Here is a 14907-nt window from a genome sequence, read left to right on the forward strand (position 1 = left end):
GCCCCTCTCCGCACGGGGTGCCGCATCCCTCCCAACGTGTGTGCCCCCCATCCCGCGCCCGCGCGCTTACGCGCGGGATCGTCGTGCCGTGCGTTTTCGACGTGCTTTGCGGCGGCGGCAAACGACCGTGTTAAAATAACCAGTTGCTGTTGCGCCGCAGCCTTGCTCGCGCAGACGGCACATGCAGGCGCCCGCATCATCCGCGGAGCGCGCCGACCATCCGGCCGACGAGGCATCATGCGCCACGCGGCCCCGAGAACAAAGGAAGCACCATGTCAAAGGGAACCTACTCGTTCACCACTCCGATCTACTACGTAAACGCAGCCCCGCATCTGGGCACGGCTTACGCCACCATCGCGCCGGACACCGTTGCGCGCTATCAGCGCATGAACGGCTACGACGTGGCGTTCGTGACGGGCATGGACGAGCATGGCCAGAAGGTGGCCGATACGGCGGCGGCCAAGGGCATGACCCCGCAGGACTGGTGCGACTCCATGGAGCCGGCGTTTCGCGATGCGTGGGATATGCTGGATATCACGTACACCGATTTCGTGCGCACCACCGAGCCGCGCCATGCGCGTTCCGTCAAGAAGTTCTGGCAGGAGCTTTTCGACAAGGGCTGGTGCTACAAGGGCAGCTACGAGGGCTGGTACTGCGTGCACGAGGAAACGTACTACGCCGAGAGCGATCTTGAGAAGAACGAGGAAGGCGCGTTCGTCTGCCCCGATTGCAAGCGCCCCGTGCAGAAGGCGGGCGGCGAGGAGAACTGGTTCTTCAAGCTGTCCGAATTCCAGGAGCCGCTGCTCAAGTTCTACGAGGAGCATCCGGATTTCATCCGCCCCGAAACGCGCAGGAACGAGATCGTGTCGTTCGTGGCCGGCGGCCTGAAAGACCTGTCCATCAGCCGTTCCACGTTCGATTGGGGCGTGCCGCTGCCGTTTGACGAAAGCCACGTGGCGTACGTGTGGGCCGACGCGCTGATCGCGTACCTTACGGGCATCGGGTACGCCGACGACGAACGCTCCGACGAGTTCGAGCAGCGCTGGCCCATGCAGTACCATTTCGTGGGGAAGGACATCACGCGATTCCACTGCGTGATCTGGCCCGCTATGCTCATGGCCGCAGGACTGCCCATCACGCATACCGTGTTCGGGCACGGCTTCCTGCTGACCAAGGGCGAGAAGATGTCGAAGTCTCGCGGCAACGCCCTCAAGCCGGCCGATCTGGTAAAGGTGTTCGGTGTGGACGCGTACCGCTACTATTTCATGAGCGACGTCCAGTTCGGCAGCGACGGCTCCATTTCCATGGAGCGCATGGTGCAGGTGTACAACGCCGATCTGGCGAACACGTGGGGCAACCTGTGCAGCCGCGTGTTCAACATGACGAAGAAGTACTTCGACTCGAAGGTTCCGGAGGCGCCGGCGTTCGCTGCGGAAAACCCGCTGCGCGAGATCTCCGACGAGCTGTATGCCGAATACGACGCGTGCATGTCCCAGGTTGACTTCACCGGTGCGGCGGCTGCGGTGCAGAAGCTTGCCGGTCGCGTGAACCTGTACGTGGAGGAGTCCGCGCCGTGGAACCTGGCGAAGTCCGAAGAGACGGCTGACCAGCTGAAAGCCGTTATCTACAATGCGCTCGAGGCCATTCGCATCATCGCGCTGTACATGGCTCCGTTCATGCCGAACACGTCGGCCGAGGTGTTCCGTCGCTTGAGCTTGGGTGACATCACGGCCGTGACCGATATCGAAGCCGCTACGGCATGGGGCCAGCTTCCCGCCGGCAACCAGGTGGAGATCGGCGATCCGCTGTTCCCGCGCTTGGATATGGACTCTATCGATCTGAATATGGAATAAGCGCGTTTCGCCGGCCGCCGGGTCGGCGGAACCACCCGACGCTGCGGTACGTTCTCGCACGAAGATCACGCGCGGGAGCGTACCTCGCTGACCTGGGGAGAACCTGCAAGAAAGAAAGGGCCTGCCCATGACCGACGAACGAAAAGAACCCGTTTTCGATGACCCGCTGTTTCGCCAGAAGCGCAAGCATGGAACGTACCGCGTGGTAGAAGCGCCGCAGCTGGAGGCCGAGGTGGCCGATACGCACGTGCATTTGCAGCTGTTGCCCAGCCCGTCGCTTGCGATCGCGCGCTGCGCCGCGCACAAGGTGGGCTTCCTTTGCACGATCGTCGATGCGTTCGAGGACGGGTCGACCACGTTCGATCGTCTGAATTCGTGGCGCTTCGAAGCGGCTGCCGCTGCGAAGCGTTTCACGGGATGGACTTGAAGCGATCCGTTTCCGCGCGTGCCGCGGATTCGCATTGCAACGGGATGCCATCCCCATAACGCGCGGTACTACGACGACGGGTTGGAAGCCGATCTGCGCGCGCGACTGGCCGATCCTCGCGTGTGCGCCGTCGGCGAGATAGGGCTGGACTTCCATTACGATTTCTCGCCGCGCGAAGATCAGCGCCGTGCGTTTCGCCGTCAGGTTCGCCTGGCGAAAGAGGCGGGGCTTCCCGTTGTGCTGCACGTGCGCGAGGCTCACGACGAGGCGCTTGCCCTCATGCGCGAAGAGGGCTTCCCTGCGGCGGGGACGCTGCTCCACTGCTTCAATTTGGGGTGGGACGTGCTGGAGCCGTGGGTCGAAGAGGGGTGCTATGTGGCCTTTGGCGGGCCGCTCACGTTCAAGAACGCCGACGACGTGCGCGATGCCGCCTCTCGCGTTCCGGAGAATCGCCTGGTCACCGAAACGGACGCTCCGTACATGACGCCTGAGCCCATGCGCGGCATGACCTGCGGTCCCGAGCACGTCATCTTCACCGCAGAGCGCATGGCGCAGGTGCGCGGGTGCGAGCCGGGGCAAGACCGCGCGACGCTTCTTGAGCGCATGATGGAAAACGCGCGCGATCTGCTGGATCGCCCTGCAACGGCGTGGCAGAAGGCGGCGTCCGAAGCTCGAGCAGCTGGTTCCGCAGGTGCTGCCTTGTCGCGCGAAGGGTTGTGATGCACGTGAATCGCCTGATTATATGCGGGTCTCCGCGCGCGCGAGGTCGTAGCGCGGCCTTGTGCGAGGCGATTCGGTGGGCGTACGAGGATGCGTGTCCCGACGATCGCGTCGACGTGGTCATGCTGTCCGACGTGCATATCGCGCCGTGCACGGGGTGCGATGTGTGCAGGCGAAACGTGCCCGGGCGCGACGAGCTGTACTGCATCATCGCCGACGACATGGTGCGCGTTCGCCGGCTGCTCAACGAGTGCGATCAGCTTGTCGTGGTGACGCCGGTGTACTTTGCCGGGGTCCCCGCGCAGTTCAAGGCGTTTCTCGATCGGCTGCAACCTTACTTTTGGACGAATCGCCGTCAAGAGCGGAAGCGCCCCGCTGACCTGCACGTGGTGGGGGAGGGCGGCGATCCGCACGGATTCGGCCCGCTTGTGGGCACCGTGCGATCGGCTTTGGCCGTGGCGGGGCTTCGGCTGGATACGGTGCATGATTGGGTGGGCCTTATTCCGCCTGATGGTAGCGTGCCCGAAGGTACTGACGTTTTGACGGGCGGGCGCGTGCACCCCGCTTCGGCTTACACGTGCTCGGGCCCCGATGGCGTCCATCCGCGTGCGGTCGAGCCGCGCGCCGAAACTGCGACAGGAGATTCGCTATGACCAAGCTTTCGCCTTTGGCGAGCGTGGCTGAAACGCGTGCGGTTCTGGAAGCGCACGGCTTGACGACCAAGTACTCGCTTGGCCAGAACTTCCTCATCAACGACGCTATCCTGCAAAAGATCGTCGCGCTGTCCCAGGTGTCCGAAAGCGACGACGTGTTGGAGGTGGGCCCCGGAATCGGGACGCTTACCATCGCTTTGCTGAAGCATGCGGGGCGCGTCGCGTCGGTCGAGCGCGATGCGGATCTGCCTGCCGTGCTGGCGGAAACGCTTGCGCCCTGGGCGGACCGCTTTACGCTGATCAGCAAGGATGCGCTTGATTTGTGCACCGAGGACTTGCCGTTTTCCCCGACCAAGCTGGTAGCGAATCTTCCGTATGCGGTTGCCGCCACCGTGGTGCTCGATTACTTCGAGGGCTTTGCATCGCTGGAAAGCGCCACCGTTATGGTGCAGAAGGAAGTTGCCGACCGTATGGCAGCGCAGCCCGGCACCAAAACGTACGGCGCGTACACCGTCAAGCTGCGCCTGTACGCGGAGCCGGCGGGTCGTTTTGCGGTGGGACCGGGCAACTTCTTCCCGCCTCCGCGCGTGGAAAGCGCGGTCCTGCGGCTCGATCGTTGTCCCGTGTTCGACGAGGCCGGCGATCCGCTTGACGCCGCCGCCCTCAAGGCTGCTGCCGTGATGGCGGACGCATCGTTCGCGACGCGCCGCAAGACCATAGCGAATTCGTGCAAGACGTATTTCGGCGGGCGCGGTGCCGAGGGCGCGCGCGTGATCGAGCGCCTGCCCGAACTGCTTGATCACGCCGGCATCGACCCCAAGCGTCGTGGAGAAACCCTTGACCTGCCCGAGTTCATCAAGCTGGGAGCTGCTTTGCAGCAAATCGTTTAGGGGCGAAGCGGGGAGGCGGAGCCCGTGAGCCAGGGGAGGCGCCTCGCCGGCGCAGCGCTCTTGCCTTGTTGCGGGCGGGTCAACGACCCGCCCATTTCACGCGTCTTAGGCTGCGTTCTCGAAAGCTTGCAGCAGCTTTTTTCTGAGCGCCTTGCCTTTTCCGCATTTGGGGTTTGCGAGCGGACATGACTTTTTGCAACAGGGGCATGTCCGCCTCTCAATCGGGCTTCCGCTCTTTTTCGCGGAAGCCTTCTTGCTTTTCTCGACGGCCTTCGCGGACTTTTTCTTCTTGGCGGCTTTCTTCTCCTGATCGCGTTTCTTTCCCATGGTGCTTCCTGCTCGTCCTCGTCCTTATATGATGCCAATAAAGTAGCATATAAGGACGAAGCTTGTGAACGAGCAAAACGAAAGCGACATAGTTTACCTAAGAAAACATTGCATAGATCACGCGAGCGATTCTGCATGAAAAAGGTTGTAAGGGGCTGAAAACATGCGAATTAAGGGGGATTCGTGCAGATTTCCCTCTGTATTGACTGTAATGGTATAATTTTAATTTGTTATCTCTGTATATAGCATAAGCGAGAAAGAGTGAGCATGGATTTAGCGAAACAAGCCAAAATCGTCGACTCCATTCATGATACGTTACATGACTTCGTCGGTCAACGCCTAAAAGTGCGTGCCAACATGGGCCGCTCCAAGATTGTTGAGAGCGAAGGCGTGCTCATGCAGGTGCACCCTCAGTTGTTCATCCTGGAGGTCGATCGCAAGCGCGGGCGCACCGCTCGTCAGTCCTACCAGTACGTTGACGTTCTGACCGGCATGGTTGAGCTTTCCCAGAACGGCGAGCCGCTGTTCGAGCCCTTCGTGCCCGAGGCCGAAGGCGCCGTTTCCGAGGTTAGCCCCGCTGAGGGAGAGAAAGTACTTTCCTAGCCTTTTGGCATACTTATAGAGAAGGCGGGCACCGTGCGAACGGGCCCGCCTTTCGTTTCGAGTCGCTTGACGCTTGGCCTACGCTTCGATCACGTTGCCTTCGGCGTTGACGAAGTACGCGGCAAGGATGGCGGGATGCTTGCGAGCGAAAGCGCATCCGCGCTCTATGCCCAGCGCCAGCAGCGTGGTCGAGTATCCTTCGGCGTCAATCGATCGGCGCGCGAGCACGGTTGCGCCCGCTGCGTCGGTTTGGACGGGGTACCCTGTTTCCGGGTCCAGGATATGATGGTACAACGCGCCGTTCCGGGTGAAGCACCGCTCGTACACGCCGCTTGTTACTGCGGAAGCTTCCCTGATCGCAACAGCTCCTACCAGTGCATGCTTGTCGCGCGGGTCTTGCAACCCGATGTGCCAAGGGCTTCCGTCCGGCTTTTGCCCGTGCGCAACCACGTTGCCGCCTAAATTCACGATGGACGATTCAAGGCCGTGTGATGCTAGGAGTTCCGCCAGGCGATCGGCTATCCATCCCTTGGCTATTCCGCCTACGTCCACTGCCGCTTGCGGGTCGTCGAGCCGTGCTTCCCAGCCGCCGCCCGTTTGCTCCACGTGCACGCCGCGCCAATTCACATGGGAAAGGGCTTCCTCCAAGGTTATTTGATCAGGTATGACGCCCTTGTGGAAGTTCCAGAGGCGCACTGCGGCCCCCATGGTGATGTCGAACCGCCCTTCGCTGTCCGCGCAGTAGCGCAAAGCTTCGTTCAGAAGTTGGGCAGTATCGGCTCCAATGGGCGTCGACGCCCCCTCGGCAGCGTTGAGGCGCGCTATGTCCGAATGGGGAAGCGTGCGCGACAGCGATCGCTCGAACGAGCGGCAGGCAGCGCGCGCGTCTTCGAACGCGGCGCGGCATCGATCGGGGTCGGCGTAGGCTTGCAACGTGACGACGGTGTTGAACGCATAGAACCGATGCGTCATCATTCCGGTGTCGCTGGGGCCGTGAGTTTCGTGCTCATGCTCGAGCGGTATCGCGTCGCGCTTGGGGGCGCCTGTTTCGAAAGTATCCATGCGCACAGTATACGGCAAAGCCCTTCACCGGGACGTTCGCTTCCTGCGGCAAGGATATTCCCGGACTTTTTGCAGACTGCTGCCTGATAGGAACAGCAAGCGGAACTTTCCTGTGCGGTTGCGACTGCGACTCGCCTTGGGGCTAGTCTTGCGGCTCTGAGGTGGAAACGTTCTGGCGGGCAATGCTGGATTGCTCGCTGATGGCGCGCACCACGTCGTCTCTCAGCGAGGGCACGTCGTCGGTCGAGTCCGCGGTGTCGAAAAGCGACGCGATGGCTTGCGAGAGTTCGATGATGCGGAGGTTCAGCTCGCGATCTGAAGATGTTCCCATGATCGTTTCCTTCCTTCTTTCGCTTGGCTTGTCGTCAATGGTGCTCGGGCATGGCTTGCGGTTTTCTTCTTAGGCGCGTGACGATGCCAAGCAGGTAGCGCTCTACTTGGAGCATCGCTTTGTTGGCATTGCCGCTTGCGTGCACGAAGCAAAGTGGGATGGAGATAAGATCTTCGGGTGCAAGGGGCAGCGCAACGGCGTTCGGATAGAGTTCTTGCAAGGCTGGATCGTCGATGACGAACACCGCACCGTGCTCTTTGTCGAGAAAGCGCCGATGGGCCTCAACAAACGGTTCGAGCATAGTGTAGCTTGGCTCGACGTTCTTCGCGCGAAGGTGGTCGGCTATGACGCCTTGGCAGTACCTGATGTCTTCCGGGGCCGCTAAAGGGGTTTTCCGAAGGTCCTCAAGGTGAATCGCGCTTCTTGATGCAAGCGGATGGTTTTGCGACACCATCAGGGACGGCTGAACGGAATGCAGCTTTATGCAAGTGATGTTCGGCTTGGTCACGCGGCCGAGGATGACGGCGCCGTCGATGAGTCCTTCTTCGACGGCGGACAATCCCGTGCTGCCCGCGTTGAACGACAAAGACATCTTTATCTGAGGGTACGACGCGTTGAATGCCGAAAAGTCTTGGACGTGCAGCACGTTCCCTCGGCAGGGCGAGCACGCCACGGACACCGCTGCCCGGCCTTCTTTCGATTGCCCGGCTGCGTGGTCTTTCGCGAGCGATTCCAGGTCCGCCAAGCAGCAGAGCACTTCCGATGCGCGTATACAGAACAGGCGGCCGAACTCGGTGGGCTCGACGGCACGTCCCGTCTTTTCGCAAAGACATACGTGGAGTTCGCGCTCTAGGTCGCCAACGGCTTTGGAGATTGCTTGCGGCGTCACGAAAAGCTTCTTTGCAGCCATGGAGAAACTGCCGTATCGCACGGTGGTTACGAAGTATTCCAGCTGACTGATGTTCATGGACGTCGTTCTTTCGAAGGGTTGGCCTCTCTGGTTCGCTCAGGTATAAATTTATCATAAAACATTAAATTGCTGTGTAGTTTTGCGAGTAAATGGATTGAATAAAGCCCCAGATGATAGCCGTAATTTCAATACGTAATCCCTGGATTACATATTGAAGCTAACTATCATATATCAATTGTTTTGCTTGCAACATTTGATTGATCGTTGGTACGTTTTGTTTTTTTGGGGCAAGGGGGCCGCCACCATAATGCTTGACGTAAGCGATTCGACTGCGACGAGGAGCGTGTATGAAATTCGCCGAGGGTGTTGTTTCGTTCGAGTTTGCGGGAGTGACGCTTGTGGGGTGTCTTTCGACGGGGTACGTGATTGGCCTGGACGAGGCGGGTGCGGGCGTTTGCGCGCGCATGTTCAAGGAAAACGTGCCGGTGGAAGACGTTTCCGCTGTCGATCCTCTGCTGCTTGAGCACTTGGTCAAGGGAGGGTTCTTTCAGGAGGCCGTTGCGTCCGAGCGCGTGCTTTCCGCCTATCTTCACGTTACGCAACGCTGCAATTTGACGTGCGCTGGGTGCTATTCCTTGGATGATCAGCGCAATGCGCTTGACGACGCTCCTCTTGCCGATGTTTTGCGCGGCGTGGACGAGCTGGCTGTCGCCGGCGCATCGAGGTTGGTTGTTTCGGGTGGCGAACCGTTTTTGCGCGACGATCTTCCCTCTATTGTCGAGCATGCGAAGCGAACATGCGGCATGGCGTCGGTGACGGTGCTTTCCAACGGAACGTGCATGTCCTGTGCCGCTTTGGAGCGCATGGCGCCTTTTGTCGACTGCGTGTCCGTATCGTTCGATGGATGTTCTGAGGGCTCGCGGGCGTACATTCGTGGAAAGCAGCGTTTTTCCGAGCTGGTCGAAGCGGTGCGCATGGTGCGCGAAGCGGGCATCGCCGCGCATATTATCCCGACGGTTCATGCGCGCAACGTGAACGATCTTGCCGATTACGTGAGGCTGTCCAAGGATTTGGGAGCAACGCTCAACTTCAGCCTGCTTACTTGCGAGCCATCCGACGAGGTTTTGGGAGGTTTGCTGCCGGGGGATGAAGAACTGCGCATGCTGGGTCGCTCTTTGCTGACGCTCGGAGAAGGCAAGCCGATTCCCGCCATGGACGCGCCGGTGGGGATGAGCCTGTCGGTTCGTCGAAACTGCGGGGCTGGCTACAATACGCTGAGCATTGCCGCCGATGGGACGATATACCCTTGCCACATGCTGCATCGTGGCAAATATGCGATGGGCAATGCGTTTTCCGGATCGGTGGCCGAGGCGCTCAAGTCAAACGTGTCGCGGATGTTCCGCATGCTCGACGCGGCGGAGTTCGAGGACTGCGGAGCGTGCCGCTATGTGCGAATCTGCGGGGGTGGCTGTCGGGCCCGCTCGCTGTTCGAATCGGGCAATTTGGAATCGAGGGATTCCTATTGCCTGATGACCCAGGCGTTTTACGATGCCTTGGGTCGAGCCATGTCCGAATCCATTCAGGGAAGGAGGTAGGCCCATGCTGTTCTATAGCGATGTCGATCCGAAAGCGATCTGCTATCCTATTGGTATTAACGGTTCTTGCTTTGCAATAGGCATCTAGATCAGTTGGCGGGGAGGATTCTCCCCGCCTTCTTAAGTTGCCGCGATCGCGATGTGCGGTCGGCGCAGATCTTGCGCCGTCGTGATTTGTTTTCGGAAGGGGATGTGGGCATGTTCGGCGGTGAGCCTCTATCGGTGGAAGAGTCTTTGGCCAAGACGGGCAGGGTGTGCAAGACGATCAGCTTGCTCATGAAGGTTGTTTTCGTGTTGCTTTGCGCGTGGTGGCTAGCTTCTGCGAGCGTGATGGCTTTCTCGCTGATCGTTCCGGGCTTTTACGATTACGCGGTCACCCTCCCGTTTTTTCTGGTGTACATTGCCTCTTCGGCGGCGATGGCCACGGTTTGCGTGACGCTTATCAAGGTGTTTTCGGACGCATCGAAAGGTCGGTCTCCTTTTACCATGCTTCAGGTTCGCCGTCTGAGGGTTGTGTCGGCGTTCTTCCTGGTATACGCCGTGCTTGAGGTTGTGCTTACCAGCGTTGTCCCGTTCATGGCAGGCGGCGTTGACGAAGGCTTTGTTCCCACGTTGAACCTCTTTCCCTTTGTTGCTTCGGCGGTCATCTTCGCTTTTTCGTTTGTGTTCAAATACGGCGTACTTCTTCAGGAATTCTCGGACGAAACCATATAGGTGGATACATGCCAGTTGTCCTTACACTTAATAGCGTTATGGCGGACCGGGGCATTTCGCTGAACGATCTGGCGGATAAGGTCGGCATTACTAACGTGAACTTGTCTCGCATCAAGACGGGCAAGGTGAAGGCCATGCGGTTTTCGACGTTGGGGATGTTGTGCGAGGTGCTGCAGTGCCAACCTGGCGATATCCTTTCGTATATGTCGGATGAGGAATATCGGGCCGAATTCGGCGTTGATCCCTTCGAGGACGGGTACGCGGAGCCTTGATGGGGTCGGGCGCGGCTCCGTTCGTGTGCATTTTGCAGAGTGCCGCAAAATGCCATTTGACAAATGGGCCCGATACGGGCAAAATGTTGCCTCGCGCGATAAGCGCACATGCCGTGGGGATGTAGCTCAGCTGGGAGAGCATCACGTTCGCAACGTGGGGGTCGTGGGTTCGAATCCCATCATCTCCACCACGGAATTTTGATCGGGGCGAGCCCAATGGCTTCGCCCCGATTTTTTCTCTTTCCGCATAGTGGGGAATCGTCGGCTTTCGGCTTAATTAAGGATCCCCGCCTTTAAGCTTTCTTCAGTCGGTCCAGGATGTCTTCCACTATTTTGGCATCTTGGATTTTCGTTATAGCGAAGCACTTCCTGCCGGCGTCCTTGAGCGATGCCCCGATGTGATATCCGATTGAATCGTCGATAATCAAGAATCGGTCGTGGAAGGCCCGAGTGTGGTGCACTTTCAATGCGGGATACTGAAAGTTGAACGTGTCGATGTCGGTTTGTGTCGACCTTGTATTGGGCAACGTATGGATGGTCACAGTCGCCCCCGTCGCTTTCTTAGCCAAGATGTTGAGCGTCGAAACGTCGACATAGCTGTCTATGAGCACGATCTTGTACTGGGCTTTCTGAATGAGTTCGACCAGAAGACTGAAAGCATCGAATAACTGACCATCGAAGAAAGCTCTCTGGGTTGTTTCAGGCACGCTATCTATACAGGCAAAAACCTGGTCGAGCTTTTTGTCGGTCTCCTTCTGATATTCAAGCTGCCTCAGTTCTACTTGTCCGATACGTTCGAAAAGAGCCGCATTGTTTGCGAGGAATCGACGGGTCTCCACAAAGGCGTCCATGATGCGAATGCTCGTCTCGACTGCGATGTCGCTACGGAGAACTGTAGAAAGCATCGCGATCCCTTGTTCGGTGAACACATATGGAAGATAGCGCCTTCCTCCTCTTCCGTTTGAGGTCACAGTTTGTGACCTCAAACGTTCGTGCTCTTCTGAGGTAAGCCGGAATCGGAATCTCTCGGGAAAGCGGTTTTCGTTACGCCTCACTGCTTGATTGAAAACCTTGGTTTCCACGTCATACAGCATTGCCAGATCACTATCTAGCATGACCTGCTGGTTTCGCATAACGTAGATGAGGCTCTTGACATCGATGGGGTCGAATGAAGTCAAAGCGATATCGTTGGTCGCTTTAGTTCCGCTGCTCATCTCAACGCCGTCGTTTTCCAAGGCCGTTCCTTTCAGAAGCCGGTAAAACGAGTATGCTTAAAAACAACAGCGCAATCAAGAGTGCCTCGAGCCCCTTCTTGTTCGAGGGATATGGTGGGTCGTTTTCAAGTCAAAGAACGAATTACCAATTAAGTTACTGAATTGTGATGGTATACGTACCTTTTGGGAGAGCATCACGTTCGCAACGTGGGGGTCGCGGGTTCGAATCCCATCATCTCCACCACGGAAAGTAAATGCAGGTCGGGAAACCGGCCTGCATTTTTGATTTTCTGGACAGGGAGGGTGCGAAGCTGCGAGTGCATACGCACTCGCAGCGCAACCACGTCGCATACGGCTTGCCCGATGCGGCGCCCGTCGCTTTAGCTTCTCTTCTGCTCGTACATCCTGGAATCGGCCAGTCGAAGGACTTCTTCGAAGTTCGATCCTTCGGTCGGGAAGGTGGCGTAGCCGAAACTCAAGGCAATCGGCAATTCGGTCTGCCCGATGTCGACGCGTTCGCTGTTCAGGCTTTCCAGCTTGAAGCAGAACGCGCGAATCCCGTTTTCGCCGGACACGTCTCGAAGCACGATCGCAAGCTCGTCTCCGCCCAGTCGGATAGCCAGATCGTCGCTGCGTATCATCGACTGTATCCTGTCGGCAACGCTGATCAGCAGCCTGTCGCCGGCATCGTGGCCGTAGGTGTCGTTGATGTTCTTGAAGTTGTCGAGGTCCAGGTAGAAAATCGTATAGGAACCGGAGCCTTCGGCTGTCAAGGATTCGAATTCCTTGAGCTTGCTCCTGTTGCCAAGCCCGGTCAGGTTGTCGACGAACGCTTCGTTGCGCGCGCGGTCTAGCTCGTCTTCCTTTCTTCTCAGGTACCTGAATCGCATGATGGACATAAGCAGGCCCGATAGGAACACGGTCAAAACGATGGCGCCTTCCAAGCTGTCCGGACGCTTTTCGATGTCAAGCTGCCAAAATCCGTTCGCCAGGGGAATCTTGACGGACACGGCGCCGCGCCCCGTATAGTTGCTGCTGGCCTCCATGAGCGTCTTTTCTCCTCCATTGACCGTGGCGCTCAACTCGTACTCGCATCCCAGCATGTCGACCGTTTCCAGGTCGATGGTTTCAAGCACGCTCCGAGTGTCCATCACAAGAGACACCATGCCCCAGAACTCTTCCGTTCCGTTTTCGTCCGGCAGAAACACTGCCTTTCTCAAAATCAACCCCGACCCCCCTTGGGTAAGCTCGTAGGGTCCGGATAGCACGGGCTCGCGGGTTTCCAGAGCGATCTCCGCTTCTTTTTTGCGCTCGGGCATTTCGAAAATGTTGTCGCCGATAGCGCTTTCGTTCCCTTCGCGGGGGAATACGTGCTCGACGATGCCATGGGGGAGAAACGAGATATTGCGCACTTCCGGTTGACGGGCTATGGGGTCGAGCAGGATTTCCAGTTCGTCGTCGGAAAGCGTATCGTAGCCGGATTCCACTACGGCTTCCGCAAGCTCGATCCCCAAGTAGGCTTGGCCAAGGGTACTCTCTATGCGGCCGCTGCCAAATTGCAGGAACGTTCCCAGGTCGCCCTGGTCCCTGTTTAGGAATCCGAGGGACAAGATAAGCACGACCAAGATGTCGATGGCCAGCATGGCAACCAGCGAAGCTGTCGAGTTTCTGATTCCTGCACGCATGGGGCTCCTATAGTTGAAGCAAGACCCGCTCGGGCGCAAACTCCTTAGACATGAGAAAGATATGCGCGTCACTCATAAGTCCATGATACCGCATAAACGGGTTGCGACATTGAGGATCGAAACCGCATCGGCATGAGGCTGACGCAGCATGTAAGGGTTTTTCCCTAATGCGCAAGGTGAAATCCCCGCAGTTGATCTTGGTATGCTCGCTTTATGTTGAGAAAGCTTGTATATTTTGTGGAGGAGAGATCGTCAGTCAAAGGGAGGAGATTTGTATGACTAAGGTCAAGAAGAACAAACTCGCTCTCTGGACCGCATCGCTATGCGCGTTTGGTATGGTCATGGGGCTGGTTGCATGTGCGCCCCAGGCTGCTACCGACGGCAAAGCGGACCAGAAAGAAGAGAGCAAGACGCAGAAGGTGGAAACGCCCGCTGCAGACGAGTTCGGGGTTGTCGTTGCTGATTCGTGGAAGGACATCTATCCCGATCAGTACAAGACGTACAAGGAAAACGATGCCAACTCGCCGGATTCCGGCAAGCATAACTATCTGGAGCTGTACCCGGCTCTGAACACCATGTACAAAGGTTATGCGTTCGCATTGGGCTACGACGAGGCTTCCAGCCACGTGTATTCGCTGAAGAGCGTGAAGGAAACTCCTCGTACCATCAAGAAAGAGCAGCTTGCCGGCTGCATCACGTGCAAGACGCCGCAGTTCACCGCCATGGTGAACGAAAAGGGCGAGGGCGTCTACAAGGAGAAGTTCAACGACATGATCGGTCAGTTCACCGAGCCGATCAGCTGCTACAACTGCCACGAGAACGATCCGTCTCAGATCAAGTTGACGCATTCGTACTGGGTTGACTCGCTGGGCAACGCCGCCAACGACGACAAGGCTGCCCCGCTGGGCGCCCAGGCGTGCGGCCAGTGCCACAACGAGTACTACTTCGATGGCGAGACCAAGGCCACCACGAACCCGTACACGGGCCTCGAGCAGATGACCCCCGACGCTATTCTGGCGTACTACGACGAGCGCAACTTCAAAGATTGGGAGCATGCTGACACGCTGGCCCCCATGCTGAAGGTGCAGCATCCTGAGTTCGAGACCATCTACGGCGGCAAGCAGACCACGATGGCCAAGAACGGCTACAGCTGCGGCGATTGCCACATGGGCACCGTCGAGGGCGAGAACGGCGAGTACACGTCTCACAACTGGACCAGCCCGCTCGAGAACAAGCAGCTGCTCGAGAACGACTGCAACAGCTGCCACAAGGATCTCAAGAAGCAGGTTGCCGATTGGCAGGCTGAAGAAGAAACTCGCGTGACGGCTATCAGCGAGAAGATCGAGGCTCTGACCAAGGGCATCGCCGAGAAGTACGCTGACGAGATCGCCGCCATGAAGGCTGCCAAGGAAGCAGGCACCGAGGTTCCCGCCGCTTCCGAGGAACTGGCCTCCTTGCAGAAGCTTCAGCGCAACGCTCAGTTCTACTGGGATTTCGTGATGGTCGAAAACAGCGAGGGCGCCCATAACCCCACGCTGACGTTCGAGACGCTTGACAAGGCCGAGAAAGCTGTCGACGAGGGGCTTGCGAAACTCGCATAACGCGACAGGGACGTTCTCTCCAACGTTTCTGAGGGCAGGGGAAGGGGGCG

The 14907-nt window shown here is 58.3% G+C and carries 15 protein-coding genes and 1 tRNA gene; 11 read left to right on the forward strand and 5 right to left on the reverse strand.

Annotated elements, in window-relative coordinates:
- The first annotated feature begins 272 nt into the window (after positions 1 to 272).
- The 6 genes from metG (at position 273) to LG373_RS00105 (ending at position 5473) form a co-directional block, all read left to right on the forward strand.
- Entirely contained in the window at positions 273 to 1853 is a 1581-nt protein-coding gene (gene metG, locus LG373_RS00080) for a methionine--tRNA ligase (RefSeq protein ID WP_216529018.1), read from the forward strand.
- Between the two features lie 127 nt (positions 1854 to 1980).
- Entirely contained in the window at positions 1981 to 2280 is a 300-nt protein-coding gene (locus LG373_RS00085; RefSeq protein WP_225748649.1) for a nitrate ABC transporter substrate-binding protein, read from the forward strand.
- 18 nt (positions 2281 to 2298) lie between these two features.
- Positions 2299 to 3000, forward strand: coding sequence for a TatD family hydrolase (locus LG373_RS00090; protein WP_216529019.1), 702 nt, complete (start codon positions 2299 to 2301; stop codon positions 2998 to 3000).
- Positions 3000 to 3653, forward strand: coding sequence for a flavodoxin family protein (locus tag LG373_RS00095; RefSeq protein WP_225748650.1), 654 nt, complete (start codon positions 3000 to 3002; stop codon positions 3651 to 3653). Before LG373_RS00090 ends, LG373_RS00095 begins: the two co-directional genes overlap by 1 nt.
- Positions 3650 to 4543 carry a 16S rRNA (adenine(1518)-N(6)/adenine(1519)-N(6))-dimethyltransferase RsmA gene (gene rsmA, locus LG373_RS00100; protein ID WP_225748651.1) on the forward strand — a complete coding sequence of 298 codons (894 nt, stop codon included), beginning with the start codon at positions 3650 to 3652 and terminating at the stop codon, positions 4541 to 4543. The genes LG373_RS00095 and rsmA overlap by 4 nt, the downstream gene beginning before the upstream one ends.
- Before the next feature lie 594 nt (positions 4544 to 5137).
- Complete coding sequence (locus tag LG373_RS00105) at positions 5138 to 5473, forward strand: Veg family protein (RefSeq protein WP_114566488.1); 336 nt, start codon at positions 5138 to 5140, stop codon at positions 5471 to 5473.
- A 78-nt stretch (positions 5474 to 5551) separates the two neighbouring features.
- Here the strand turns inward: LG373_RS00105 and LG373_RS00110 are convergent, their stop codons facing one another.
- The 3 genes from LG373_RS00110 to LG373_RS00120 form a co-directional block, all read right to left on the reverse strand.
- Positions 5552 to 6535, reverse strand: a complete 984-nt coding sequence (locus LG373_RS00110; protein WP_225748652.1) for an FAD:protein FMN transferase — start codon at positions 6533 to 6535, stop codon at positions 5552 to 5554.
- A gap of 142 nt (positions 6536 to 6677) precedes the next feature.
- Entirely contained in the window at positions 6678 to 6866 is a 189-nt protein-coding gene (locus LG373_RS00115) for a phenylalanyl-tRNA synthetase subunit alpha (RefSeq protein ID WP_114566490.1), read from the reverse strand.
- 34 nt (positions 6867 to 6900) lie between these two features.
- Positions 6901 to 7833 carry a LysR family transcriptional regulator gene (locus tag LG373_RS00120; RefSeq protein WP_114566491.1) on the reverse strand — a complete coding sequence of 311 codons (933 nt, stop codon included), beginning with the start codon at positions 7831 to 7833 and terminating at the stop codon, positions 6901 to 6903.
- Between the two features lie 290 nt (positions 7834 to 8123).
- Here LG373_RS00120 and LG373_RS00125 point away from each other — a divergent pair, with 290 nt between their 5' ends.
- The 4 genes from LG373_RS00125 (at position 8124) to LG373_RS00140 (ending at position 10548) form a co-directional block, all read left to right on the forward strand.
- Entirely contained in the window at positions 8124 to 9371 is a 1248-nt protein-coding gene (locus LG373_RS00125; protein ID WP_225748653.1) for a radical SAM/SPASM domain-containing protein, read from the forward strand.
- A 198-nt stretch (positions 9372 to 9569) separates the two neighbouring features.
- On the forward strand, positions 9570 to 10085 hold the full coding sequence (locus tag LG373_RS00130; protein WP_225748654.1) for a DUF2975 domain-containing protein: 516 nt from the start codon (positions 9570 to 9572) through the stop codon (positions 10083 to 10085).
- 8 nt (positions 10086 to 10093) lie between these two features.
- Positions 10094 to 10357, forward strand: coding sequence for a helix-turn-helix transcriptional regulator (locus LG373_RS00135; RefSeq protein ID WP_225748655.1), 264 nt, complete (start codon positions 10094 to 10096; stop codon positions 10355 to 10357).
- Between the two features lie 115 nt (positions 10358 to 10472).
- Positions 10473 to 10548 (forward strand) — tRNA-Ala (locus LG373_RS00140).
- Between the two features lie 102 nt (positions 10549 to 10650).
- Here LG373_RS00140 and LG373_RS00145 read toward each other — a convergent pair.
- Both LG373_RS00145 and LG373_RS00150 read right to left on the reverse strand, forming a co-directional pair.
- A complete protein-coding gene (locus tag LG373_RS00145) occupies positions 10651 to 11592 on the reverse strand; it encodes an ORF6N domain-containing protein (RefSeq protein ID WP_225748656.1) in 942 nt (313 codons plus the stop codon).
- Positions 11593 to 11951: 359 nt separating this feature from the next.
- A complete protein-coding gene (locus LG373_RS00150) occupies positions 11952 to 13256 on the reverse strand; it encodes a sensor domain-containing diguanylate cyclase (RefSeq protein WP_225748657.1) in 1305 nt (434 codons plus the stop codon).
- 275 nt (positions 13257 to 13531) lie between these two features.
- Between LG373_RS00150 and LG373_RS00155 the strand changes: the two genes are divergently transcribed.
- Positions 13532 to 14857 (forward strand): ammonia-forming cytochrome c nitrite reductase subunit c552, encoded by a 1326-nt coding sequence (locus LG373_RS00155; RefSeq protein ID WP_216529029.1) that lies wholly within the window; start codon positions 13532 to 13534, stop codon positions 14855 to 14857.
- The last annotated feature ends 50 nt before the right edge of the window (positions 14858 to 14907 follow it).

Source organism: Paraeggerthella sp. Marseille-Q4926 (genome assembly GCF_916618935.1).
Classification (GTDB): domain Bacteria; phylum Actinomycetota; class Coriobacteriia; order Coriobacteriales; family Eggerthellaceae; genus Paraeggerthella; species Paraeggerthella hominis.

Bases quoted from the DNA above. Each gene is read 5' to 3' on its own strand.
- metG (WP_216529018.1), top strand. From the start codon at position 273: ATGTCAAAGGGAACCTACTCGTTCACCACTCCGATCTACTACGTAAAC.
- LG373_RS00085 (WP_225748649.1), top strand. From the start codon at position 1,981: ATGACCGACGAACGAAAAGAACCCGTTTTCGATGACCCGCTGTTTCGC.
- LG373_RS00095 (WP_225748650.1), top strand. From the start codon at position 3,000: ATGCACGTGAATCGCCTGATTATATGCGGGTCTCCGCGCGCGCGAGGT.
- rsmA (WP_225748651.1), top strand. From the start codon at position 3,650: ATGACCAAGCTTTCGCCTTTGGCGAGCGTGGCTGAAACGCGTGCGGTT.
- LG373_RS00105 (WP_114566488.1), top strand. From the start codon at position 5,138: ATGGATTTAGCGAAACAAGCCAAAATCGTCGACTCCATTCATGATACG.
- LG373_RS00110 (WP_225748652.1), bottom strand. From the start codon at position 6,535: ATGGATACTTTCGAAACAGGCGCCCCCAAGCGCGACGCGATACCGCTC.
- LG373_RS00115 (WP_114566490.1), bottom strand. From the start codon at position 6,866: ATGGGAACATCTTCAGATCGCGAGCTGAACCTCCGCATCATCGAACTC.
- LG373_RS00120 (WP_114566491.1), bottom strand. From the start codon at position 7,833: ATGAACATCAGTCAGCTGGAATACTTCGTAACCACCGTGCGATACGGC.
- LG373_RS00125 (WP_225748653.1), top strand. From the start codon at position 8,124: ATGAAATTCGCCGAGGGTGTTGTTTCGTTCGAGTTTGCGGGAGTGACG.
- LG373_RS00130 (WP_225748654.1), top strand. From the start codon at position 9,570: ATGTTCGGCGGTGAGCCTCTATCGGTGGAAGAGTCTTTGGCCAAGACG.
- LG373_RS00135 (WP_225748655.1), top strand. From the start codon at position 10,094: ATGCCAGTTGTCCTTACACTTAATAGCGTTATGGCGGACCGGGGCATT.
- LG373_RS00150 (WP_225748657.1), bottom strand. From the start codon at position 13,256: ATGCGTGCAGGAATCAGAAACTCGACAGCTTCGCTGGTTGCCATGCTG.
- LG373_RS00155 (WP_216529029.1), top strand. From the start codon at position 13,532: ATGACTAAGGTCAAGAAGAACAAACTCGCTCTCTGGACCGCATCGCTA.